The sequence below is a fragment of the Ferruginibacter sp. SUN106 genome (assembly GCF_050611765.1).
Lineage (GTDB): Bacteria > Bacteroidota > Bacteroidia > Chitinophagales > Chitinophagaceae > Ferruginibacter.
In genome coordinates this window covers 976478-1000177 of sequence record NZ_JBODJC010000001.1, presented here as the reverse complement: position 1 = coordinate 1000177, position 23700 = coordinate 976478, and the positions used below count along the sequence as shown (strand labels likewise).

Sequence of the window (23700 nt, the reverse complement as noted above, 5' to 3'; positions counted from 1 at the left end):
CAATGTTTAAACGTAAGTTAACAATAAGCGATTTCCTTTTAATAGTTGTTAATCTGGTTCCTTTGTATGGTGTTTGGTTTGAGAACTGGGATGCCAGGCAAGTGTTCCTGGTGTATTGTATGGAAACTGTAATTGTAGGATTGATTAATGTAGTTAAAATGGCCTGCGTAACCATTTTTGTAAAAAAGCAGGATGTATGGGAGAATGGCGGCAGTAGCAGTATGCAAAGCGGCTGGTTATTTATTTTCTTCTTTATTGCGCACTATGGCTTTTTTGTTTTTGTGCAAACACAGATATTTTTTGCCATCACCGGCATGTTACCTGATGGCTCAATGTTAATGCGATATTCAAAGATACCAGCGCTATTGGGGCCAAACGGAAGATTGCTCTTGCTGATATTTATTGTTTATTATACCGCACAAAATGTTTTTAGTTTTTTTAGTTCGGGGGAATACAAGACGATCAGCATGGGGAGGTTATTATTTCAACCCTACCTGAGAATTTTTGTGCAACAGTTTGTAGTGATCCTGGGCAGTATATTTTTATCCTTTGGTGCAGGAAAAATATTTATACTGGTATTTGTGGTAATAAAAATTTTCTTTGAATTATTTGTCAACCTGGACAGGTTACTGGAGATAGCAGAAAAAAAGCAACGGTTGAAAGATCAGCTTAAAAAATAACAAACTTATACACTAACTCTTGTTTTATGATCCCATTCTCTGCATCCAGTAAACCATTTACATATGGCAATTGAATTTCTGAAACGGGCAGTAGTTCAGAAAGAATATTTTTAATAGAATCATATTTCTCTTTAGTAAGAAATTCTTTTTTTAGTGTAAGTTCAATGGAGGCCGGCAACGGGTTACTTTTGATAAATGACTTCCATGTTGTATCATTATCTTCTGTAAATTTATCAAGGGCTTTTGCAGAGTTTATTATTTCAATTCTTTTAAACACATTCATTGATTCCAGTTTTAGTGAATCTTCTTTAAGTGTCTTATCCGCCACCACGCCAGAAAAAAATAAAGTGTAGTGCCTGATATCTGTATAATTTTGCTGAAAAAAATCTGAGGTATTGATACTGATGTACCCGGTAGTACCCTTGGGCAATTGTTTGATTTTTTCATTCGCCATAAGTGCAGGCGTAATCAGTTGTTCAACTATAAATTGGCGTTCCGCTGCAGTATCGCTTATCACTTTGTCATCTTTCTTCCAGCCAAAATATTTTATCGATATATCTCCTTTTTCTCCTTTGCCTGTTTCGGTAATGCTATAACTTAATCCACGGAAAGAGTCCAACATCTGCCATTTACTGCTGTCAATACTATTTTTTGTATGGCATGAATACAGCCAACAAATAAAAACAACAAGGCAGATCTTTTGCATCTGATCAGTTTATTTAAGTAGCTGAATACACTCCTGCAATAATTTTTCTTTATCAATAGCAACAGTACCTACTTCTTCGCAAACAAGTCCCCCGGCAATATTGGCCACATCAGCCATTAAGGTAATATTTTTTGTAGCTGCATACACCAATGAAGCCACGGCGATAACGGTATCGCCTGCACCGCTTACATCTGCTATGTTACGTATATGTGTGGGAATAAGTGCAGCAGTGGCCGCATCATTATAAAAAACTCCTTTTTCGGATAAAGTGATAAAGGAAATCTTATGTTGCAGCTTGTCCTGCAATTGTAAGTGAATATCTTTCAGCAGGCTTAAAGTAATATCATCAGATAGGATATTTAATCCTTCTTTTACTTCTTTTAAATTAGGCTTAAAAATATCAACACCTTTATAAGCAAAAAAGTTTTTGCGTTTGGGATCAACTGTAGTAATGATATTGTGATGCTTACATAAGCTGATAATTTTTGTGATCACATTTTCTGTAAGTACTCCTTTATTGTAATCTTCCAGCACCACTACATCTGGTGATACCGCAGCAATAAATTCTTCAAATGCAAACAACAATCTTTCTTCATCAGCAGTACTGATATCAGTGGTGAGCTCCGCATCCAGCCGCATCATATGCTGGTTGCGGCTGATGATCCTTATCTTATTAGTAGTGATGCGTTCTTCACTATACACCAGGTATTTTGTGTTGATATGATTATCTTCAAATAATTTAGTGAGCTGTTCGCCATCGTCATCTTTGCCTAATACACTCAATACACTTACCGCAGCACCCAGCGATTGTAAATTAAGTGCCACATTTCCTGCACCACCAATGCGTAATTCTTTTTTACTTACTGCCACTACAGGCACGGGTGCTTCAGGAGAAATGCGATCCACCTTTCCCCACCAATATGTATCCAGCATTACGTCGCCTATTACAGCAACTTTCAATTGACTAAACTGGTGAAATAATTTTTCAAAATCAATAACAGCCATAGAACATTACACCTTTTTCTGATTAGAGATAGCAATATAATAAATAGGAATACCAATTAGTACAATCCCCAAACCTATTCCGGCATACAGCGGTTTCATTAAAATGAGGAACACGCAAAATATCAATGCCAGGATAATATAAATAACAGGCAGCACCGGGTAACCAAAAGCTTTATAAGGTCTTTCAGCATCGGGTCTTTTCTTTCTTAAAATAAAAATACCGATAATGGTAAGTGCATAAAACAATACCACTACAAACGAGATCATATCCAGCAGGTCGCCGTACTTACCGCTAAGGCAAAGTAAAGCGGCTACCAGGCATTGTATCCATAATGCAAATTCAGGAACCGAATTTTTATTTAAGTTAGCGGCCTTCTTAAAAAACAAACCATCTTTAGCCATCGTATTATACACTCTTGCTCCTGCAAGTATTAATCCATTGTTACAACCAAAGGTGGAAATCATAATTAATACGGCAATTACATAAGTACCGGCATCGCCAAAAATATTTTTAGCTGCGGTAACCGCTACCCTGTCGTTTTCTGCAAAAGCAATATCGTGTAAAGGCAAAGCATTTAAATACATCAAATTAGCACACACATAAATTATCGTAACTATCAGGGTACCTAAAAAAAGGCTGAGGCCTATATTTTTTTGAGGGTTCTTAATCTCTCCTGCAATGAAAGTTACATTATTCCAGGAATCACTGCTGAAGATAGAGCCCACCATTGATGCTGCAATGGCGCCAATTAACGCACTGCCGCCAATGGGCAGCCAGGCGGGGCCTGCATCTGTTGTATTGTGTTGCATGGCAGTAAAACCTGTTTGCCAGTTCTCCTGCCAAAAGCTATGTTTTACAGCAAAGAACCCAAATATGATCAACCCAAAAAGGGCTAACAATTTTGTAGAGGTAAAGATCCGTTGAATCAGCTTGCCTCCCTCAATACCTTTGGTATTAACATAGGTAAGAAAAATAATTAAAACGATCGATACAATCTGTGCTGCCGATATGGTAACAAATCCCAGGTCGGCAATAATATTTTTTTCACTTAAAAAAGGAAAAAGGTAAGCTGCAAATTTGCTGAATGCCACACCTACTGCAGCAATAGTGGCTGTTTGTATCACAGCAAAAAAACTCCAGCCGTATAAAAATCCTGCCAGTGGGTTAAAGGCTTCTTTTAAATACACATACTGCCCTCCTGCTTTAGGAAACATCGCACTCAATTCTCCATAGCTTACTGCAGCAGTCAGCGTCATAAAACCGGTTATCAGCCATACTGCAATCAGCCAGCCTGCACTGCCCACATTACGGGTAATATCGGCACTTACAATAAAAATACCGGAGCCTATCATGCTGCCGGCAACTACCATGGTAGCATCAAATAAGCCCAGGCTGGGTTTAAAAGATGGTTGGGTTAAATTATCCTGTAATAGATCAGTGGTTTTTTCTGCCATAAAAAAGTTCCGGTTTATTATACCGGAACAAGATAAATAATTTTATTGGATTGAATTACTTATTGGTATCAGGCTTCAATCTTTCGTTCATGCCTATAATCACATCTTTGGTAATATCAAGGGTGCTGTCTTTATAAATAAGATAATCCATACCACCACCTGTTGTAAATATGTACTGGAACTTTTTCTCTTTATTATATTCAGATAAAAATGCTTTCAGGTCTTTCTGGATTTTTTCCATCAGGCTGAAACTTCTTTGATTAAATATCTGCGATTGCTTCTGCCTTTCTGCTTCTATATTTTGTTGCTCCTGCATTAACTGAGCCTGTAAATTCTGTATGTCTTCGGGCCTTGGGTTGGGATTTTTTTGTTTGAAATTTTCCTGTTTTGCTTCCAGTGCTTTATAATCAGCTGCAATTTTTGCTTCCACCACTTTTTGATCAGCTTCAAGGCTTTTTCGGTTTTGCTTAAGGTATACCAGGTGTTCATTCAGCGAATCAAGCTCTACATAAGCTATCCGGTGCTGGGTGGTGCAGCTGTCTTTAGTTATTTTATTTTCCGCCGCTATTTTATCTCCTCCCTTTTTTACCGAAAAATTATTATAATACAAATAACCAACAGCGGCCAGCAGGACAAGGTTTATAGCAATCGATAGCTTATTCATTTCACATCTGTTTACAAGCAGCAAGATAACGACAAAACAAGATTTGGCAATGCTTACAGGCTAAGTTTTAGGAAAGGGTTAACGGTATGTTTTTCGGTTTTATCGTCAAAAATAATTTATGCGCTGGGCAATGTTAAACTCCAGCCTTTCATTAAAAAATCCTGCACCAGGGGATCATTTTCCACACCTTCTTTCAAAGTATTGATACCGGCTTTACGGGAAAAATTATTTTGCAGGTACACGTATCCTCCAAAACCAACAAAGCCAGCCAGGAAGAATAGTATAACGCTTACTATAACGTTAAAATCTATAAAATTATAAACTATAAATGCTAATACTGCAACTGCTGCCAGTATAGAAAACAGCAATGCTTTCTTTTTAGATGCCTCATGGATCGATCTGCAGTTGGGGCATCTTGGAATTCCAATATCAAGTTTAGCATATTTAACGGAGCGGTATACGATAATATTAGTTCTATCCTTTTCTTTAAAAATGGGTACAAAATAAGAATCATTTACTTTTTCAACCTTCCCATCAAAACAATAACTGCATTTCTTTGATGTGGGTTCTATTCTTTTTAATCTTTCATTTAATACATGAGTAGAGTCTTCCATCTGGCTGGGCTTTCAGGGTTATAAAAATGGTTTAATTATATAAACTAAGATAGGTAAATCATTAAACATAAAATATTTGCGGGCCCGGTTTTTCCGGCTCTTTGCCTTAAAACCTGGCAATATCTTTTGCCAGCGGCAAAAGAAAAACGAATTGAAAATTCATTGTACTAAAAACAAAAAAAGAGCAAGACTTACGTCTTGCTCTTTGATATTTTAAACGAATTGGAAATTCGTTGTACTTCTAATTACTCTTCGTCATCAAAACTCATTGCTTCTTTTGTAGTCATCAGCAACTCGTATTCTTCTTTACTACCTACGATCATATTTTCAAATTCACGTAAACCTGTACCAGCTGGTATATGATGTCCTGTGATAACGTTTTCTTTCAGGCCAAGCATTTCATCTGTCTTACCTTGAATGGCAGCAGAAGATAATACTTTGGTGGTTTCCTGGAATGATGCAGCAGATATCCAGCTATGTGTACCCAATGATGCTTTGGTAATACCCAACAACAACGGTGAAGAGGTTGCAGGATGTGCATCACGGAATTCAACCAGTTTTTTATCTGCTCTTCTCAATACAGAGTTTTCTTCACGTACATCACGTAAGGTAACGATCTGTCCGGTTTTCAACTTAGTACTATCACCATGCTCGGTTACTACTTTCTTATCAAAGATGTAATCGTTCTCTGCATTAAAGTCGTGCCTGTCTTCTGTATCTCCTTCTAAGAATTTAGTATCACCTGCATCTTCAACAGTTACTTTACGCATCATTTGTCTTACGATAACTTCAACGTGTTTATCATTGATCTTCACCCCTTGCAAACGATATACTTCCTGGATTTCATTTACCACATATTCCTGAACAGCGAAAGGTCCTTTAATAGCTAAGATATCCGCAGGAGCAGTTTGTCCGTCACTTAATGCAGCACCAGCTTTTACAAAGTCACCATCCTGCACCAGGATCTGGCGGGACAATGGAACTAAGTATTTCTTCACCACGCTGTCTTTAGCTTCAACAATGATCTCTCTGTTACCACGCTTGATAGCACCAAATGCAACCACACCATCAATTTCACAAACCACCGCAGGGTTGCTTGGGTTTCTTGCTTCAAACAATTCAGTTACACGTGGCAGACCTCCCGTGATATCTTTCAACTTGCTTAATACCCTTGGAATTTTAACTAAAACCTGTCCGCTCTTTACATCATCACCTTCTTCAACTACTACGTGTGAGCCTACTGGCAAGTTATAAGATTTTTTCTCTTTACCTTCTACAATGATAGTAGGTAATTTGGTTTTATCTTTTGTTTCGATAACCACTTTTTCACGGTGACCAGTTTGTTCATCTGATTCATCACGATAAGTGATACCGTCCAATAAAGCTTCAAATTTAACCTGGCCACCCACTTCAGCAACAATAACGTTGTTGAACGGATCCCATGTACAGATAACTTCTCCTTTGGTTACTTTCTGTCCGTCTTTTACATTTAGTGTGGCACCGTAAGGAACGTTATTAGTGATTAATAAACGATCGTTCTTCACATCCATGATCCTTACCTCACCGGTACGTCCTATAACCACATGTACTTTCTTACCTTCATTATCTTCAGTGGCAACTGTACGTAAACCATCAAACTGTATGGTACCATCAAATTTAGCTGGCAAAGTAGATTCTACAGAAGCAGAGCCTGCCACACCACCCACGTGGAAAGTACGTAAGGTTAACTGTGTACCTGGTTCACCAATAGACTGTGCAGCGATGATACCTACAGCATCACCTCTTTGTGCCAGCATACCGGATGCAAGGTTTTTACCATAGCATTTCACACACACACCACGTTTGCTTTCGCAAGTTAATACTGAACGTATTTCAACGGTTTCAATACCGCTTTCGTCAATCTTCTTAGCCATATCCGCACTGATCTCTTCACCGGCATTGATCAGCAATTCTTCAGTTACCGGATGGAATACATCATGTAAAGAAGTACGGCCTTCAATCCTGTCGCTCAATGGCTCAATAATATCTTCATTATCTTTTAATGCTGAAGTTGCAATACCACGTAAAGTGCCGCAATCTTCTTCATTGATAACCACATCCTGAGAAACGTCCACCAACCTACGTGTTAAGTAACCGGCATCCGCTGTTTTCAAAGCCGTATCCGCCAAACCTTTACGGGCACCATGCGTAGAGATAAAGTACTCCAATACACTTAAGCCATCTTTAAAGTTTGCCAAAATCGGGTTTTCAATAATTTCAGATCCTGATGAACCAGATTTACGTGGTTTAGCCATCAATCCCCTCAATCCTGCAAGCTGCTTGATCTGCTGCTTACTACCACGGGCACCCGAATCCAACATCATGTAAACAGAGTTGAAACCTTGTTTATCATTTGCCAGCTCACGTATCAATGTTTCAGTAACCTTGGTATCCACACGGCTCCAGATATCGATGATCTGGTTGTAACGCTCGTTATTGGTAATTAAACCCATGTTATAGTTATCCCACACTTCACTCACCTCACCCTGTGCATTATCAATCAATTGTTCTTTAACATCAGGAATAATAAGGTCATTAATGTTGAATGACAGTCCACCACGGAACGCCATGCGGTATCCCAATGTTTTAATATCATCTAAGAATTTAGCTGTAACCGGAACATTGGTCCATTTTAAGATATCACCAACGATTTCACGCAAAGATTTCTTAGTTAACAATGCATTGATGAAACCAACTTCTTTTGGAACGTGCTGGTTAAAAATTACACGGCCAACAGTGGTTTCAATTAATTTATTGGTTAAAGTACCATCTGCATTACGCACATTGGCTTTTACTCTAATGTTAGCATGAAGATCAACCTGCTTTTCGTTGTAAGCAATAATTACTTCTTCAGCAGAATAAAACGCTTTACCCTGGCCTTTTACAATATCATCTCCGATAGTTTTTTTACCCTTGGTAATGTAATACAAACCAAGAACCATATCCTGGGAAGGAAGGGTGATTGGTGTACCATTCTGTGGGTTCAAAATATTGTGAGAAGAAAGCATTAATAACTGAGCTTCCAATACTGCTGCATTGCTTAACGGTACGTGTACCGCCATCTGATCACCATCGAAATCCGCATTGAAAGACGTGGTTACCAATGGATGCAATTGTATCGCTTTACCTTCGATCAATTTTGGCTGGAAGGCCTGGATTGACAAACGGTGAAGGGTTGGGGCCCTGTTCAGCATTACCGGGTGACCTTTCAGAATATTTTCTAAGATATCCCAAATAATAGCTTCTTTCTTATCTACTAATTTACGTGCACTCTTCACGGTTTTCACAATACCTCTTTCAATCAGCTTGCGAATAATAAATGGCTTAAACAATTCTGCAGCCATATCTTTTGGTAAACCACACTCATGCATTTTCAATTCCGGTCCTACCACAATTACAGAACGACCAGAGTAATCCACACGTTTACCCAATAAGTTCTGACGGAAACGTCCTTGTTTACCTTTCAATACATCACTTAATGATTTCAATGCACGTCCACCTTCTGCTTTTACAGCATTTGATTTACGGCTGTTATCAAATAAGCTATCTATCGCTTCCTGCAGCATACGTTTTTCATTACGTAAGATTACTTCAGGTGCTTTAATTTCTAATAATCTTTTCAAACGGTTATTACGGATAATAACACGTCGATATAAATCATTCAGATCAGAAGATGCAAAACGGCCACCATCCAATGGAACCAACGGACGTAATTCCGGTGGAATTACCGGGATGTATTGCATTACCATCCATTCAGGACGGTTGTTGATTCTTGTATTGGCATCACGGAAGCCTTCTACCACACTCAATCTTTTTAAAGCATCTGCTTTACGTTGCTGAGAGGTTTCATTTGCTGCAGAGTGACGCAGATCAAAACTTAATTGATCCAGATCGATGCGCTGTAACATATCATGTACAGCCTGGGCACCCATCTTAGCGATAAATTTGTTTGGATCTTCATCAGGTAAATGCTGATTATCTTTTGGAAGGGTATCTAAAATATCCAGGTATTCTTCTTCAGTTAATAAATCACCATAGTTCTGTCCTTTATCAGCACGGATACCAGATTGTATCACCACAAATCTTTCATAATATACAATGCTCTCTAATTTCTTAGAGCTCATTCCTAATAAGTAACCGATTTTATTTGGTAAAGATTTAAAGTACCAGATATGCACTACAGGTACCACCAGTTTAATGTGGCCCATTCTTTCACGACGTACTTTCTTTTCTGTTACTTCCACACCGCAACGGTCGCACACAATACCCTTATAACGGATACGCTTGTACTTTCCGCAGGCACATTCATAATCCTTTACCGGCCCAAAAATCCTTTCGCAAAACAAACCATCTCTTTCAGGTTTGTAAGTACGATAGTTGATTGTTTCAGGCTTTAAAATTTCGCCATAGCTTTTTTCCAAAATACTATCCGGAGAAGCCAAACCAATAGTGATTTGTGAAAATGTTGCCCTCGGACGGTTTTCTTTTTTGAATGCCATATGATAATTAATAATTAGTAATTAATAATGAATAATCTTCGTCAGTCGTGATACGTGAGTAGAGAACTATTGCGCTCTGTCTCACGTCTGACGATTCACGTCTCACGCCTCGTTATTCGAATTTAAGATCAAGACCTAAACCTCTTAATTCATGCACCAATACATTGAATGATTCAGGAATACCGGCTCTTGGTACGTTATCACCTTTTACAATTGCTTCGTAAGTTTTTGCCCTTCCGATGATATCATCAGATTTAAGCGTCAACAATTCCTGCAAAATGTTAGATGCACCGTATGCTTCCAATGCCCAAACCTCCATCTCACCAAATCTTTGTCCACCAAACTGTGCTTTACCACCTAACGGTTGTTGTGTGATCAAACTGTATGGTCCGATTGAACGGGCATGCATTTTATCATCCACCATATGGTGCAGCTTAATGATGTAGATGATACCCACAGTTGCTTTCTGATCGAAGCGTTCGCCGGTTTCTCCATCGTATAAGTAAGTGTGACCGAATTTAGGTAATCCTGCTTCGTCAATTTTTTCTGCAATTTCATTTACTGAAGCACCGTCAAAAATTGGTGTTGCAAAACGAACGCCTAATTTTTCACCTGCCCAGCCTAACGCTGTTTCGTAGATCTGTCCAAGGTTCATACGACTAGGTACACCCAATGGATTCAATACGATATCAACCGGTGTTCCGTCTTCAAGGAAAGGCATATCTTCCTGGCGAACGATCTTGGCAACAATACCTTTGTTACCGTGACGACCCGCCATTTTATCACCCACCTTTAATTTACGTTTAACCGCTAAGTACACTTTGGCTAATTTCAACACACCTGCTGGTAATTCATCACCAATTGAAATGTTGAATTTTTCTCTCTTATACCTTCCTAATTCTTCGTTGTACTTAATGTTGTAGTTATGCAGCAAGATGTTGATCAATTCATCTACTTTAGCATCACCTGTCCATCCTAATGGGTTAACATTCTGATAGTCGATGTTGGCTAAGTTTTTAGCATTGAATTTTGCACCTTTACCAATCAATACTTCACCAAAATTATTGCTTACACCTGCACTGCTCTTCTCTTTCAATAAAGTCTGCAGTTTGTTGATCAATAATTCCAGCAGATCGGTTTCATTCTTTTCGTGTGTTTTCTCGATCTTATCCAACTGAGCTTTTTCACGAACCTTGGCATTCTTATCTTTCTTAGCTCTCTGGAATAATTTTTTGTCGATAACCACACCTTCAGTTCCGCTTGGTGCTTTTAATGAGGCATCTTTTGCATCACCTGCTTTATCACCAAAGATGGCACGTAACAACTTCTCTTCAGGAGTTGGGTCGCTTTCGCCTTTTGGAGTGATCTTACCAATGATGATGTCGCCTTCTTTAATATGAGCACCGATACGTATGATACCATTCTGATCAAGATCTTTTGTTGCTTCTTCACTTACGTTTGGAATATCAGGCGTCAGTTCTTCTTCACCTAATTTAGTATCACGTACTTCAATTTCAAACTCACTGATATGAATAGACGTAAACAGATCTTCTTTAACCACTTTTTCAGATATCACGATCGCATCCTCGAAGTTGTAGCCTTTCCATGGCATGAACGCCACTTTCATATTTCTACCTAAAGCTAATTCACCACCTTTGGTTGCATATCCTTCAGTTAAGAAATCACCTTCACCAACTTTTTGTCCTTTGGTTACCGCAGGGCGTAAGTTGATAGTAGTTTCCTGGTTGGTACGAACGAATTTAGTTAAGCGATACACTACTAAATCTTCTTCAAAAGAAACTAATTGTTGTGTTTCGTTCCTCTTATATCTTACATGAATTTCGTTTGCATCTACATATTCTACCACACCGTCTCCATCTGCATGAATCTGAATCCTTGCATCACGGGCAGCTTTACCTTCCAAACCTGTACCTACAATCGGCACTTCTGGTTTGATCAATGGTACAGCCTGGCGTTGCATGTTCGATCCCATCAGGGCACGGTTAGCATCATCATGCTCAAGGAACGGAATTAATGAAGCACTTAAACCAACGATCTGGTTAGGCGCCACATCCATGTATTCCACTTCTGTTTTTGGAAGGATCGGGAAATCACCTGTCTGGCGACTCTTGATCATATCCTCAACAAAGTTTCCTTTATCATCCATATCGATATTTGCCTGTGCAATCTTCGCCGTATCTTCTTCTTCTGCACTAAGGAAAGTGATTTTTTTCATATCCACTTTACCATCAGTCACTTTACGGTAAGGTGTTTCGATAAAGCCCATGTCATTGATCTTGGCATGTACACAAAGTGTAGATATCAAACCAATGTTTGGTCCTTCCGGAGTTTCAATCGTACAAAGACGACCATAGTGAGAGTAGTGAACGTCACGAACCTCAAAACCTGCTCTTTCCCTGCTTAAACCACCGGGTCCAAGTGCGGAGATACGACGCTTGTGCGTAATCTCACTCAAAGGATTGGTTTGATCTAAGAACTGGGATAACTGAGAGGTACCAAAGAAAGAGTTGATAACAGAAGATAATGTTCTTGCATTGATCAAATCTACAGGAGTAAACACCTCATTGTCACGTACGTTCATTCTTTCACGGATGGTACGGGCCATACGGGCCAGACCAACACCAAACTGAGCATATAATTGCTCACCCACGGTACGTACACGACGGTTGCTTAAGTGATCAATATCATCAATTTCACTCTTACCATTGGTTAATAGCACCAATGTTTTAATGATGGCAATGATATCATCTTTAGTTAATACTTTCTTCTCGATAGGGAAGTTTAAACCAAGACGGCGGTTAATTTTATAACGGCCTACTTCGCCTAAATCATAACGCTTATCGCTGAAGAATAATTTATCAATGATACCACGTGCAGTCTCATCATCAGGGGCATCGGCACCACGCAATTGCTTGTAGATGTGCTGTACCGCTTCCAGTTCACTGTTAGAAGTATCTTTATTTAATGTGTTGTAGATAATCGCATAGTCACCACTCACTTCTTCTTTCTGGATGAAAACGCTCTTCACGTCCATTTCCAGGATCATAGCGATGTTAGACTCGTCTAATAAAGTATCCCTTTCTAAAACGATCTCATTTCTTTCGATAGAAACCACTTCACCGGTATCTTCATCCACAAAATCTTCTACCCATGTACGTAATACACGAGCAGCAAGGCGTTTGCCGATATAGTTAGCTAAAGTTTTTTTATCTGCTTTTACTTCATCAGCCATACCGAATAATTCCAGGATGTCCTTATCAGTTTCAAAGCCGATAGAACGTAACAAGGTGGTTACAGGGAATTTTTTCTTACGGTCGATGTATGCATACATCACGTTATTGATGTCTGTTGCAAATTCCATCCAGGCTCCTTTAAAAGGAATAACCCTTGCAGAATATATTTTTGTTCCGTTGGGGTGAATAGATTGGCCGAAGAATACACCAGGTGAACGGTGTAACTGGCTTACCACTACCCTTTCGGCACCATTGATAACAAAAGTACCACGTGGGGTCATGTAAGGGATGTTTCCTAAGAACACATCCTGAACGATTGTCTGGAAATCCACATGTTCTTCATCGTTACAACTTAAACGCAATTTTGCTTTTAAAGGCACAGCGTAAGTCAGTCCTCTTTCGATACACTCTTCAATAGTGTAACGTGGCGGATCTACGAAGTAATCCAGGAATTCCAGTACGAAGATGTTACGGGTATCAGTAATAGGAAAATTTTCCTTGAATACACGGAACAATCCTTCAACGTTTCTTTTATCAGGGGTTGTTTCCAGCTGGAAAAAGTCTCTGAAAGATTGGATCTGGATTCCGAGCAAATCGGGTTGTTCTGCCAAGAGTTCAACTTTTCCAAAATTGATACGCTTAGCAGCGGGTGTTTTTGTTGCAGACATATTGTAATTAAGACGTTTAAGTGTGCAGAAGATCCTTTAAAATCCGGCTTTGAAAGCTATTGATGCCACTAAGCCTAAATTAAAGGAGGGCAAAGGTAGGGATTTTTTTTAGATTTTTGATTTCCGATTTTGGATTTTTCTGGTTTTGGAAGGGTTTTTGTGGATAACAGCGGTTTTTTAACTTTTTGGCAGTCTTTTCAAGCAAAAAGCCGACCCACCAAAGGCGGACCGGCTTTTAAAGCTATTTTTAGAAACTTTCTGAGAATTAAGCGATCTCAACTTCAGCACCAGCTTCAGTCAATTTTACTTTTAATTCTTCAGCAGTTGCTTTATCAACTCCTTCTTTAACTGGTTTTGGAGCACCATCCACTAAATCTTTAGCTTCTTTAAGTCCTAAACCGGTTAATTCTTTAACGATCTTAACAATCGCTAATTTGTTAGCACCAGCAGCTTTCAGGATAACATTGAAAGATGTTTTCTCTTCAGCAGCAGCTGCTTCGCCACCACCAGCACTTACTACAACTGCAGCTGCAGCTGGTTCAATACCGTATTCTGATTTTAAGAATTCAGCTAATTCCTGAACTTCTTTAACTGTTAAGCTTACTAATGATTCAGCTAATACTTTTACGTCTGCCATAATGATTAAATTTTTTCCGCCTTCATTGTTTTTGACTCCGGCGGAGTTATTAAAAAAATTGTTTCCTGTTTTGTCGTTAACTGGTTAATTTGTTTATTAATTGATTGGTTTCTCCCAATTAACCAGTTAACTAATTAACCAATAAACTTATTGATTAACCTTCTACCGGTGCAGCAGCTGCAACTTCAGCAGCGGCTTCTGGTCTGTTTTGCAAAGCACCAATAACACGTTGTATAGGAGATTGCAATAAGCCGATAACTTCACCAATCAATTCATTCTTGGTTTTGATGTTAGTTAACGCTTTCAATTGATTGTCGCCAACAAATACATCTCCATTGATGAATGCCGCTTTAAGTTCAGGTTTTTCACCTTTACTTTCTTTACGGAAACTGCTTAAAATCACAGCTGGTTCCTTAGGATTTTCGCTGAACAATAAAGCCGTTACTTTATGCAAAGAATCATAAACACCAGCATATTTTGCAGTGTCGATACCTTCTAATGCTTTTTTAATTAAAGTGTTCTTAGCCACTTTCATTTCTACATTCTTATCAAAGCATACACGACGCAGTTTAGTTACCTGTGCAACAGATAAACTTTCTGTATCAGTGATGTAGAAATTATCATATTGATTAAACTTCTCTTTCAGAAATTCGATCACTTCGTTTTTTTCCTGTTTTGTCATAACAAATATTTTTTGTCCCGATGGCTATCGGGATTAGTTTTGAACAGATTTAGTGTCAATTGCAATACCGGGGCTCATTGAGCTTGCCATACTAACGCCTTTTAAATAAGTACCTTTTGAAGAAGAAGGTTTTAATTTCATAATGGCGTTAATTAATTCCTGGCTGTTTTCTGCAATTTTTTCAGGTGCAAAACTTACACGGCCGATAGATGCATGGATAATACCCACTTTATCTACTTTAAATGCAATTTTACCACCTTTTAAATCATTGATTGCACCAGTTACATCATTAGTTACCGTACCGGTTTTAGGGTTTGGCATTAAGTTACGAGGACCTAATACTTTACCCAGTTTACCAATCTTAGGCATTACTGATGGAGTGGCAACAATAACGTCAATATCTGTCCAGCCACCTTCAATTTTTGTGATGAATTCTTCTAATCCAACAAAATCAGCACCTGCAGCAGTTGCTTCAGCTACTTTATCTGGTGTACACAAAACCAATACACGTTTTGTTTTACCTGTACCGTGCGGTAATGAAACCGTACCACGGATGGCCTGGTCTGCTTTCTTAGGGTCAACGCCTAATTTAATGTGCAGGTCAACAGAACTATCAAATTTTGTGGTGTTTACTTCTTTTACTAAAGTTGATGCTTCCTTAAGGGAATAAGCTTTGTTAATATCAACCTTAGTATTTGCTACTTTTCTTTTTTTCGTAATCATTTCTTACAAATTTTTCGGTTAATAATTAATTTTCCCAAGGGGCTTTTCCGTCAACAGTTAATCCCATGCTACGTGCAGTACCAGCAACCATACTCATGGCGCTGTTTAAAGTAAAGGCGTTAAGATCAGCCATTTTATCTTTAGCGATCTCTTCTACCTGGCTCCAGGTAACTTTACCAACTTTAACACGATTGGGTTCTTTACTACCGCTTTGCAATTTAGCAGCTTCTAAAAGCTGTACTGCAGCAGGAGGAGTTTTAATGATGAAGTCGAAAGACTTATCAGCATAAACGGTGATTAATACAGGAAGAACTTTTCCTGGTTTATCCTGGGTTCTTGCATTAAATTGCTTACAGAACTCCATGATGTTCACACCTTTAGAACCTAAGGCAGGTCCGATTGGCGGTGCTGGATTGGCTTGTCCTCCTTTACATTGGAGTTTCACATAGCCAGTGATTTCTTTTGCCATTGTTTACATTTTTTGGTGATAACGTCCGGGCATTTACCAGGACTCCCAATACAATAATATTCCTTTAAGAACTATTTTGGGACGGCAAAGGTAGGGGTTTATTTTAGATTTTTGATTGCAGCTTGGAGATTTTTTTAAGAAAAGCGCTGCTGCTCTGCCTTTGGAGCGTTTGCTATTAGTTATTGCGCAAAAAACCTACAATCATATCCAGTAACTGTTCAACCTCCGGCTCTTCATAAGTACTGAACAGGGCTACCTGCAGCCAGTTGCGCTGCCTGAGATAATTACTTTGAAAAGAAGTATACATACCGTTGCTTTCCAGTACTTTACCCAGTTCAAAAGCGGATTGTTTTTTCAGTACTAAAGTAAAGATCAGGGTATTGGTGTTAGCAAATGGAATAAGGCCTGCAGGGCGCAGCCTTTGGTATATCAATTTTGCATTGACCTTAAAATTATGCCAGGCAAATTGTTGTTTTTCTATATTAAGTGCCGATAGCAGTCCTGTTACCAGGTTAGAGGATATGGTAAAAGGTACTCCTTTGCATTGTTGATAATGATGCAGATCGAGATAAACGGGCACATTGCCGGCTGGCAATATAGTGGTATTGGAAAAAACCAGTGCCAACCCGGCAACCATACCTATTGCCTTTGCTGTAGAGCCTGTAGCCATAGCAATATTTTCCAAATTAAGGGGCATGGTTCCAAAACTACTCATGCAATCAAGGTAAACTTCCACTCCCATGCTTTGGCATAAACCAGCTACCTGCTCAATATCCACCGTTTGCCCGGTAGAGGTTTCACAATGGCATAGCAGGAGCCATTGAGCATTATGAAGAATGATGGCGGCTTTTATTTCATCAATATCAAATGTTTCTCCCCAGTTTTTCTCCAGGCAAGCGTAGTTAATATTAAGCCTTGAAGCCTGGTGCTTCAGGCGTTCTCCAAATTCTCCATTTACCAGAACCAGCCCTTTTTTACCTTTTGCTTTTACCTGCACCAGCATCGCATCATTAGCCAGTGTACCGCTACCAGCTAGTATAAAAGCTTTTTGTACCTGCAGTTGTGAACAAAGCTCCTGCTCCACCTGCTTAAATATATGCATGAACTCTTCGGAGCGATGAGAAATAACAGGAGAGTTTAATGCTGCGATAACCTCATCTGTAATTTTAACCGGTCCCGTAGTAAGGTTAATCATTGCTGAAAAGCACCTTTTAAGTTGGTGATATGAAAGTACATCGGTTGGTAAGGCACTTCCTTAGTACCTACCAATTCTCCAAATGATCTTGCGCCGATATTATTGTATAGTTCCAATTCTTTTAAACTGGCAGATATCACCCCAAGATCGTAACCGGCTTTTATTAATTTAGGAATAAGAAACTGCAACATCCTGATTGCTATCCCCTGCTTTCGTAATTCTTTTTTTACAGCAAACAATCTTATTTCAACAAGGTTTTTATGGAGCGGTAAATAAGTATCTAAATCATTCATTTTTTTATCAAGCGAAAAAGGCCTGGTAGGGTTATAACAAACCATCCCCACCAATTGATTTTCCAACAAGGCTACCACATAAGTATTGTTTTGATGAAAAGCATCCTGCAACAAGCCATTCTCCTTTTTTTCATGCTGCGGAATTTCATCGGCAAAAATGGTATGGTTCAATCTGAATATTTCATCAAATTCATCTTTAGAAGCAAATTTTATGACAAGATTTTCTGCAGTTATTTCCATAATATGGCTTTATGTTTTTTTTTGAAATTTAAACACCACAACAAGACATACCAAACGAATGCATAGCCGTGGACAAACTTTATTTTCTCTGCAGCAATATTACTTAAGCTTACTTTATCCTTTTCAAATCTAGGTCCTGGAAATCGAAACTAAAATCTGTTAACGGAGAAATCGCTGCCATTTTAAAACCGGAAGCTTTTCCATTTTCGTCCAGGTCGAATTTTACGTAAGCATCTGCATCCATACTGCGGTCATTCCATTTAGCAACGAATGTGTTGCCTTTAAAAGGCAACAATACTCCACTTAGCTTTGGAGAACGTTTACTATCAAACCAGGGCTGCCCGTTTTTAATAGAAATGGTTACGTCGCCAAACCACTGGTCGGTATAAGTGCCAATAAAGTTTTTGATATCAGCTTTAGGAGCAGTACTTTTTTGTTGTGCGGCAATACCCGCCCAGATAGTATCCGTGATCTTCTTTGCTTCTGCTTCATTTTTTACCACACGGTCATGCATTTGCTTTACCCTGTCGGCACCTTTTACGCCCAGGTAACTGTCTTTAATAGTATTAGTGATAGCGGTGAATGCAGCACCGGATTGCTGGTTGGTCAATACAATAATCCCCAGTTTTAATTCTGGTATTAAAGTGATCTGCGTAACAATACCTGCCAATCCACCGGTATGGGTTACCTGCTTATACCCTTTTACATCACTCAAAAACCAACCCAGGCCGTAAGCCGCAAAATGGGTATTGTAAGCTCCTGTACCGCTAATATTAATTATAGTTTGTGGCGCCCAGAAATCTTCATGTACCTCTTCACTAAATAATTTTTTGCCGCCATCATAACGGCCACTATCCATTTGCATGATAAGCCATTTGCTGAGGTCGGTAATGTTGCTTACAATACCTCCGGCTGCATTAGCTATTTCGCTCCATTCAATATCAATGGTGGTTACTTTTCCATTAACAGGTGCATGGGGCATTACAATATTGTTGCGGTTGCTCAGCCTGTTGATAGATGCTTTACTTGCCATCATTCCCAATGGCTGCATAATGCGTTGTTCAATAAAATCCTCCCAGCTTTTGCCGCTTACTCTTGCCACTACTTCGCCTGCAACAATGTAGAGGTTGTTATCATAATCGTATTTTGTACGGAAGCCGGATACGGCTTTTAAATAACGCAGGTTGTGTATAATATCTTTTTTAGTAAAGTTGTTAGAATCAGGGAACATCATCAGGTCACCGGCGCCTAAACCCAAACCGCTGCGATGCGTTAAGAGGTCTCGTATTGTGAAAGCTTCTGTAACATAAGGGTCGTACATTTTAAATTCAGGAATATAGTCTGTTACTTTATCATCCCATTTTAATTTGCCTTCATCTACCAACATACCCAAAGCGCCGGTTGTAAAAGCTTTGCTGTTACTGGCTATACCAAACAAAGTATTCTCATCTACTTTTTGCATAGTACGCAACGACTTTACACCATAACCTTTTGCATGAATGAGTTTCCCGTCTTTTATAACACCTACTGCTATGCCCGGTACATCAAAGGTTTTTAAAGTTAACTCTGCTAATGAATCTATTTGGGTAGAAGTGATGACTTGTGCAGTTGAATTAACCGAAATTGTAAATAAAAATGCAATTGCGGTTGTAATCAGAGAAAGCTTTTTCATGAATGATAGTTTTAGTGCCTGGTTTTATTTTCAAATGTAAAGCATTTTGTCTTTTATATTTTTCTTCTCTGATAAGCAAGTGTTTTTGTTTACCCATTATTTCCAGGGTAATTTGCCTGACTTATTCCATTCGTCATAAATATCAGTTGATGCATTAAATTTAAGTCCGCTGCCAATTAAAGTATACAGGTAATTATCAAGCTCTTTTTTTTCGTTAATTATCTTTTCAATACCGGTTTGGGTGTCTATTGTACAAAAACCTATGTCTTTTGGTTCTAAAATTTCGTTTGTACAAAACCTGGTGCACTTTAAATAAATCATTGAACCCTTTATTGCAACGCTGTCTGCACCGAAACGAATTCCATTAGGCGTGTATTTTTTACCATCAAATGAATACAGATCAACAAACCAATTGGAGCTGGTATTTATATCCAGCTTAAGCCGATATCTTCCAAGCAAAGGAATATCACCTTGTTTATCCTGTTTTGTTTCAAATACCCCACAGGAATTTATAAGAGTAATCAAAAAGACAAAAAACAATACTTTCAGTAATTTCATAAAAGTAATATCGTTTTAGTATCTACTAACAGTCCTTTCAAAATTAAAACTATTACAGAATACAAATTAATACCAGTGCAGAAAAGATCAGGATGATATGTTAAAAAAAAGCCCCCGTTAAACGGGGGATAAAACAAAAATATTATTGAGTGCTTACAGTACCAAAATGCCCTTCGCCTGTAAAATAATTTCTTTTTTAGGTTCTTTTATTGCTGCAATTTCATCTTTGCTTTTTCCGGCATCTTCTGCATAATGTTTCAGCATTTCAACAGAAGTTTCTTTTAATTCTGCAACGCCATCTGCAACAATGGTTTTACCATTTAATGCCAAAGGAACGGTAAAAGAATGATCTTTCATTTTGATCAACATCGGGCCGCTTGCGGTTTCCATGCGTATCCAGCAACCTTCTGCTTTACATACTTCCACTACTTTGCCTTTTACTTTTACATCGGCAGTGGTTTTATCAGCTAATACATTGGTCAATTCGTTGGCTGCAACAGCACCTGCAACGGTGGTTTTAGCACCAAAGTTCATACCTTTTTTTGCCGGGCCTTTAGGGGGCTGTGCCATTACTGCAAACCCCATCATCATTACAGTAATTAAAGAGAATATTTTTTTCATACTATAAATTTTATGGTTAAAAAAAGCCACTAAAAAAGTGGCTTACATATTTTATGCTAATTTTTCTACCTGCATGTAGCTTAGTTCTACCGGTGTGGCACGTCCGAAGATCTTTACCTGAACTTTCAGTTTTTTCTTCTCGTCGTTCACTTCTTCAATTACACCATTGAAATCGTTGAAAGGCCCATCGATGATCTTAACAGTTTCTCCAATGATAAATGGTTCGCTCATAGTAACACCGCCAACTTCACTCAACTCATCCACTTTACCCAGCATTTTATTTACTTCAGCTTTACGCAGAGAAATAATATTTCCTTTAGAACCTTTACCATCAGTTAAAAAGTGCATTACATTACTCACATTGCTCATGCTCTGGATCATATCATCATGCAATTTACCATCAGCCACTTCAATCATGATATAACCAGGATAGAAGTTTCTTTCCCTCATCACTTTTTTACCATTCGCTACTTTGTATACTTTTTCTACAGGCAAAAAGATCTGTTTTACAATATTGCCCCAGCCATTGCGGATAATATCTTTATCCAGGTATTCTTTTACCTTACGCTCTTTACCACTTACCACACGAAGTACGTACCACTTACTCTCCTTTTCAGGCTTCTCCGCTTTTTCAATAATTGGTGTTGTTTCTTCCATTATGATTTAAATAAAGAGTAAATAAATTTCAACGAATTGCTTGCGGCCACATCCATCACCCAAACCACGGCGGTGATAACGAGTGTAGCGCCCAAAACAATCATCGTAGATTGCTGTAACTGATCCCATGATGGCCAGGTTACTTTTTGTACCAGTTCCTTATAGGAATCACTGATATATGCTCTTAATTTATTCATGTCGCTCTGTTAATTAGTTAATTGAATAACCTGTTACTTACTTCGTACTATAAACGTTTTATTATGTAACGTTCTCAGCACGGGCACTAGGATTCGAACCCAGATCAAAGGTTTTGGAGACCCGTATGCTACCGTTGCACCATGCCCGTATAAAAGCTAAAAGCTATCCCGCTTTAGGCGGGACAGCTTTTAGAATGTGTTGCAAATATATAAAAATTATTTGCTTAAAGCTAAAAGCTTTCCGCTTCCTGCTTATTTTATAATTTCAGTTACCTGACCAGCACCTACAGTACGGCCACCTTCACGGATCGCAAATTTCAAACCTTTTTCCATTGCGATTGGTTGGATCAATGTAACAGATAAGTTGGTGTTATCACCGGGCATAACCATTTCAGTACCAGCATTCAAAGTAACTTCACCAGTTACGTCAGTAGTACGGAAATAGAACTGAGGACGGTATTTGTTGAAGAATGGAGTATGACGTCCGCCTTCTTCTTTGCTTAATACGTAAACCTCACCTTTAAATTCAGTATGCGGAGTGATAGTACCTGGTTTGCAAAGTACCATACCACGACGGATCTGAGTTTTCTCAATACCACGTAATAAAAGACCTGCGTTATCACCAGCTTCACCTTCGTCTAATAATTTTTTGAACATTTCCACACCTGTACAAGTTGTAGATAATGGTTTTTCCATTAAACCTACTACTTCGATTGCTTCACCCACTTTGATACGGCCTCTTTCGATACGACCAGTAGCAACAGTACCACGACCAGTGATAGAGAATACATCCTCAACACTCATCAGGAATGGTAAATCAACTAAACGTGGAGGCAAAGGAATATAGCTATCAACAGCATCCATCAATTCGTTGATTTTTGCGATCCATTTTTCTTCGCCAGCTAAAGCACCGGTTGCAGAACCCTGGATGATAGGAGTATTATCGCCATCAAAACCGTAAGAAGTTAATAACTCACGGATTTCCATTTCTACTAATTCTAATAATTCAGGATCGTCTACCAAATCAACTTTGTTCATAAAAACAACGATCTGAGGTACACCTACCTGACGAGCCAATAAGATGTGCTCTTTAGTTTGTGGCATTGGACCGTCAGTTGCAGCAACTACAAGAATAGCACCATCCATCTGAGCAGCACCAGTGATCATGTTTTTCACATAGTCAGCGTGACCAGGACAGTCAACGTGAGCGTAGTGACGAGTAGCAGTAGCGTACTCAACGTGAGCTGTATTAATTGTAATACCCCTTTCTTTTTCTTCAGGAGCACCATCAATATCATCATAGTTTTTTTTCTCCGCTAAACCTCTTTTTGACAAAACATCGGTTATAGCGGCTGTAAGTGTTGTTTTACCGTGATCCACGTGACCAATAGTACCAACGTTTAAATGGGGTTTATCCCTTTTGAAAGATTCTTTTGCCATTGTTTAAATTTTAATATTTGTTTTGAAATCGGTTCTTATTTTAAGTCTTTGAACCGTGGACTTTTATATTTTATGCACTCCGTACTTACTACTTTGTACTCTATTTTTCTTTGAGCCATCAGTGAGAATCGAACTCACGACCCCTTCCCTACCAAGGAAGTGCTCTACCCCTGAGCTACGACGGCTTGAACCATTCTGCCATCGCAGGCAGAAAACTGAGCGGAAGACCGGGCTCGAACCGGCCACCTGAAGCTTGGAAGGCTACCGCTCTACCAAATGAGCTACTTCCGCTAATAGGACTTATGATGCATGATTGATGATTTATGAATGGTTTACCCAATTTCACAAACCCAACATCAAAAATCATAAATCAAAGAACTGTGGGCAGAGTAGGTTTCGAACCTACGTACTCCGGAGAGAACAGATTTACAGTCTGTCGCCTTTAACCACTCGGCCATCTGCCCAAACCAAAATAGAGCCGAAAACTGGAGTCGAACCAGCGACCTACTGATTACAAATCAGTTGCTCTACCAACTGAGCTATTTCGGCTTATTTATCATTAAGAACTTCCCTCTAAAAGAAGACATAAAAATACACCCTCCTTTTTTTCGGAAGGCAAAGGTAAGAGAAAATGATTAATACAAAAAGTTTGATGAAGAAATTTTTAGAATAGTTTTTACAAATGTGAATAACTGTAAAATAAAAAACCCACCGTGGGGTGGGTTTTTTATT

General features: G+C 38.8%; 20 protein-coding genes and 5 tRNA genes. 1 reads left to right on the top strand and 24 read right to left on the bottom strand.

Features of this window, described 5'->3' with window-relative positions:
* Positions 1-2: 2 nt before the first annotated feature.
* The gene (locus ACQ334_RS04130) at positions 3-680 is read left to right on the top strand and encodes a DUF6498-containing protein (protein WP_430986900.1); all 678 of its coding nucleotides are present in this window, start codon (positions 3-5) and stop codon (positions 678-680) included.
* Here ACQ334_RS04130 and ACQ334_RS04125 read toward each other — a convergent pair.
* The 24 genes from ACQ334_RS04125 to ACQ334_RS04010 all read right to left on the bottom strand — a co-directional run bounded on the left by ACQ334_RS04125 (position 670) and on the right by ACQ334_RS04010 (position 23517).
* Positions 670-1386, bottom strand: a complete 717-nt coding sequence (locus tag ACQ334_RS04125) for a permease-like cell division protein FtsX (RefSeq protein ID WP_430986899.1) — start codon at positions 1384-1386, stop codon at positions 670-672. The two genes, ACQ334_RS04130 and ACQ334_RS04125, sit on opposite strands and share 11 nt — an antisense overlap.
* 9 nt (positions 1387-1395) lie before the next feature.
* Positions 1396-2391, bottom strand: coding sequence for a bifunctional heptose 7-phosphate kinase/heptose 1-phosphate adenyltransferase (locus tag ACQ334_RS04120; protein WP_430986898.1), 996 nt, complete (start codon positions 2389-2391; stop codon positions 1396-1398).
* Positions 2392-2397: 6 nt separating this feature from the next.
* The gene (locus tag ACQ334_RS04115) at positions 2398-3846 is read right to left on the bottom strand and encodes an APC family permease (protein ID WP_430986897.1); all 1449 of its coding nucleotides are present in this window, start codon (positions 3844-3846) and stop codon (positions 2398-2400) included.
* A 55-nt stretch (positions 3847-3901) separates the two neighbouring features.
* Positions 3902-4510, bottom strand: a complete 609-nt coding sequence (locus tag ACQ334_RS04110; protein ID WP_430986896.1) for an OmpH family outer membrane protein — start codon at positions 4508-4510, stop codon at positions 3902-3904.
* Between the two features lie 116 nt (positions 4511-4626).
* Entirely contained in the window at positions 4627-5124 is a 498-nt protein-coding gene (locus tag ACQ334_RS04105; protein ID WP_430986895.1) for a hypothetical protein, read from the bottom strand.
* A 245-nt stretch (positions 5125-5369) separates the two neighbouring features.
* Positions 5370-9662, bottom strand: a complete 4293-nt coding sequence (gene rpoC, locus ACQ334_RS04100; RefSeq protein WP_430986894.1) for a DNA-directed RNA polymerase subunit beta' — start codon at positions 9660-9662, stop codon at positions 5370-5372.
* A 112-nt stretch (positions 9663-9774) separates the two neighbouring features.
* The gene (gene rpoB, locus ACQ334_RS04095; RefSeq protein WP_430986893.1) at positions 9775-13584 is read right to left on the bottom strand and encodes a DNA-directed RNA polymerase subunit beta; all 3810 of its coding nucleotides are present in this window, start codon (positions 13582-13584) and stop codon (positions 9775-9777) included.
* Between the two features lie 265 nt (positions 13585-13849).
* On the bottom strand, positions 13850-14221 hold the full coding sequence (gene rplL, locus ACQ334_RS04090; RefSeq protein ID WP_430986892.1) for a 50S ribosomal protein L7/L12: 372 nt from the start codon (positions 14219-14221) through the stop codon (positions 13850-13852).
* A gap of 154 nt (positions 14222-14375) precedes the next feature.
* On the bottom strand, positions 14376-14903 hold the full coding sequence (gene rplJ / locus ACQ334_RS04085) for a 50S ribosomal protein L10 (protein ID WP_430986891.1): 528 nt from the start codon (positions 14901-14903) through the stop codon (positions 14376-14378).
* Between the two features lie 33 nt (positions 14904-14936).
* Entirely contained in the window at positions 14937-15626 is a 690-nt protein-coding gene (rplA, locus tag ACQ334_RS04080; RefSeq protein ID WP_430986890.1) for a 50S ribosomal protein L1, read from the bottom strand.
* 25 nt (positions 15627-15651) lie between these two features.
* Positions 15652-16095 carry a 50S ribosomal protein L11 gene (rplK, locus tag ACQ334_RS04075; RefSeq protein ID WP_430986889.1) on the bottom strand — a complete coding sequence of 148 codons (444 nt, stop codon included), beginning with the start codon at positions 16093-16095 and terminating at the stop codon, positions 15652-15654.
* Between the two features lie 175 nt (positions 16096-16270).
* Complete coding sequence (locus tag ACQ334_RS04070) at positions 16271-17290, bottom strand: aminotransferase class V-fold PLP-dependent enzyme (protein ID WP_430986888.1); 1020 nt, start codon at positions 17288-17290, stop codon at positions 16271-16273.
* Positions 17287-17823, bottom strand: a complete 537-nt coding sequence (locus ACQ334_RS04065; RefSeq protein ID WP_430986887.1) for a GNAT family N-acetyltransferase — start codon at positions 17821-17823, stop codon at positions 17287-17289. Before ACQ334_RS04065 ends, ACQ334_RS04070 begins: the two co-directional genes overlap by 4 nt.
* A 109-nt stretch (positions 17824-17932) precedes the next feature.
* On the bottom strand, positions 17933-19495 hold the full coding sequence (locus ACQ334_RS04060; protein WP_430986886.1) for a serine hydrolase: 1563 nt from the start codon (positions 19493-19495) through the stop codon (positions 17933-17935).
* Between the two features lie 96 nt (positions 19496-19591).
* Positions 19592-20053 carry a hypothetical protein gene (locus ACQ334_RS04055; RefSeq protein ID WP_430986885.1) on the bottom strand — a complete coding sequence of 154 codons (462 nt, stop codon included), beginning with the start codon at positions 20051-20053 and terminating at the stop codon, positions 19592-19594.
* Positions 20054-20206: 153 nt separating this feature from the next.
* On the bottom strand, positions 20207-20674 hold the full coding sequence (locus ACQ334_RS04050; RefSeq protein ID WP_430986884.1) for a DUF4920 domain-containing protein: 468 nt from the start codon (positions 20672-20674) through the stop codon (positions 20207-20209).
* 51 nt (positions 20675-20725) lie between these two features.
* Positions 20726-21331, bottom strand: coding sequence for a transcription termination/antitermination protein NusG (gene nusG / locus ACQ334_RS04045; RefSeq protein WP_430986883.1), 606 nt, complete (start codon positions 21329-21331; stop codon positions 20726-20728).
* Positions 21331-21528, bottom strand: a complete 198-nt coding sequence (gene secE / locus ACQ334_RS04040) for a preprotein translocase subunit SecE (RefSeq protein ID WP_430986882.1) — start codon at positions 21526-21528, stop codon at positions 21331-21333. Before secE ends, nusG begins: the two co-directional genes overlap by 1 nt.
* Before the next feature lie 78 nt (positions 21529-21606).
* Positions 21607-21677: transfer RNA gene (locus tag ACQ334_RS04035), tRNA-Trp, on the bottom strand.
* A gap of 103 nt (positions 21678-21780) precedes the next feature.
* Positions 21781-22968 (bottom strand): elongation factor Tu, encoded by a 1188-nt coding sequence (gene tuf / locus ACQ334_RS04030; protein WP_430986881.1) that lies wholly within the window; start codon positions 22966-22968, stop codon positions 21781-21783.
* Positions 22969-23081: 113 nt separating this feature from the next.
* Positions 23082-23153: transfer RNA gene (locus tag ACQ334_RS04025), tRNA-Thr, on the bottom strand.
* A 33-nt stretch (positions 23154-23186) separates the two neighbouring features.
* Positions 23187-23259: transfer RNA gene (locus ACQ334_RS04020), tRNA-Gly, on the bottom strand.
* A gap of 90 nt (positions 23260-23349) precedes the next feature.
* Positions 23350-23432: transfer RNA gene (locus ACQ334_RS04015), tRNA-Tyr, on the bottom strand.
* Positions 23433-23444: 12 nt separating this feature from the next.
* A tRNA-Thr gene (locus ACQ334_RS04010) sits at positions 23445-23517 on the bottom strand.
* Between the last annotated feature and the right edge of the window lie 183 nt (positions 23518-23700).

Excerpts from the sequence above, each read along its gene's own strand:
- ACQ334_RS04050 (WP_430986884.1), bottom strand. The coding sequence starts at position 20,674 with ATGAAAAAAATATTCTCTTTAATTACTGTAATGATGATGGGGTTTGCA.
- ACQ334_RS04105 (WP_430986895.1), bottom strand. The coding sequence starts at position 5,124 with ATGGAAGACTCTACTCATGTATTAAATGAAAGATTAAAAAGAATAGAA.
- rplK (WP_430986889.1), bottom strand. The coding sequence starts at position 16,095 with ATGGCAAAAGAAATCACTGGCTATGTGAAACTCCAATGTAAAGGAGGA.
- ACQ334_RS04130 (WP_430986900.1), top strand. The coding sequence starts at position 3 with ATGTTTAAACGTAAGTTAACAATAAGCGATTTCCTTTTAATAGTTGTT.
- rplL (WP_430986892.1), bottom strand. The coding sequence starts at position 14,221 with ATGGCAGACGTAAAAGTATTAGCTGAATCATTAGTAAGCTTAACAGTT.
- ACQ334_RS04055 (WP_430986885.1), bottom strand. The coding sequence starts at position 20,053 with ATGAAATTACTGAAAGTATTGTTTTTTGTCTTTTTGATTACTCTTATA.
- nusG (WP_430986883.1), bottom strand. The coding sequence starts at position 21,331 with ATGGAAGAAACAACACCAATTATTGAAAAAGCGGAGAAGCCTGAAAAG.
- ACQ334_RS04125 (WP_430986899.1), bottom strand. The coding sequence starts at position 1,386 with ATGCAAAAGATCTGCCTTGTTGTTTTTATTTGTTGGCTGTATTCATGC.
- ACQ334_RS04115 (WP_430986897.1), bottom strand. The coding sequence starts at position 3,846 with ATGGCAGAAAAAACCACTGATCTATTACAGGATAATTTAACCCAACCA.
- ACQ334_RS04110 (WP_430986896.1), bottom strand. The coding sequence starts at position 4,510 with ATGAATAAGCTATCGATTGCTATAAACCTTGTCCTGCTGGCCGCTGTT.
- ACQ334_RS04060 (WP_430986886.1), bottom strand. The coding sequence starts at position 19,495 with ATGAAAAAGCTTTCTCTGATTACAACCGCAATTGCATTTTTATTTACA.
- rplA (WP_430986890.1), bottom strand. The coding sequence starts at position 15,626 with ATGATTACGAAAAAAAGAAAAGTAGCAAATACTAAGGTTGATATTAAC.
- secE (WP_430986882.1), bottom strand. The coding sequence starts at position 21,528 with ATGAATAAATTAAGAGCATATATCAGTGATTCCTATAAGGAACTGGTA.
- ACQ334_RS04070 (WP_430986888.1), bottom strand. The coding sequence starts at position 17,290 with ATGATTAACCTTACTACGGGACCGGTTAAAATTACAGATGAGGTTATC.
- rpoC (WP_430986894.1), bottom strand. The coding sequence starts at position 9,662 with ATGGCATTCAAAAAAGAAAACCGTCCGAGGGCAACATTTTCACAAATC.
- ACQ334_RS04065 (WP_430986887.1), bottom strand. The coding sequence starts at position 17,823 with ATGGAAATAACTGCAGAAAATCTTGTCATAAAATTTGCTTCTAAAGAT.
- rplJ (WP_430986891.1), bottom strand. The coding sequence starts at position 14,903 with ATGACAAAACAGGAAAAAAACGAAGTGATCGAATTTCTGAAAGAGAAG.
- tuf (WP_430986881.1), bottom strand. The coding sequence starts at position 22,968 with ATGGCAAAAGAATCTTTCAAAAGGGATAAACCCCATTTAAACGTTGGT.
- rpoB (WP_430986893.1), bottom strand. The coding sequence starts at position 13,584 with ATGTCTGCAACAAAAACACCCGCTGCTAAGCGTATCAATTTTGGAAAA.
- ACQ334_RS04120 (WP_430986898.1), bottom strand. The coding sequence starts at position 2,391 with ATGGCTGTTATTGATTTTGAAAAATTATTTCACCAGTTTAGTCAATTG.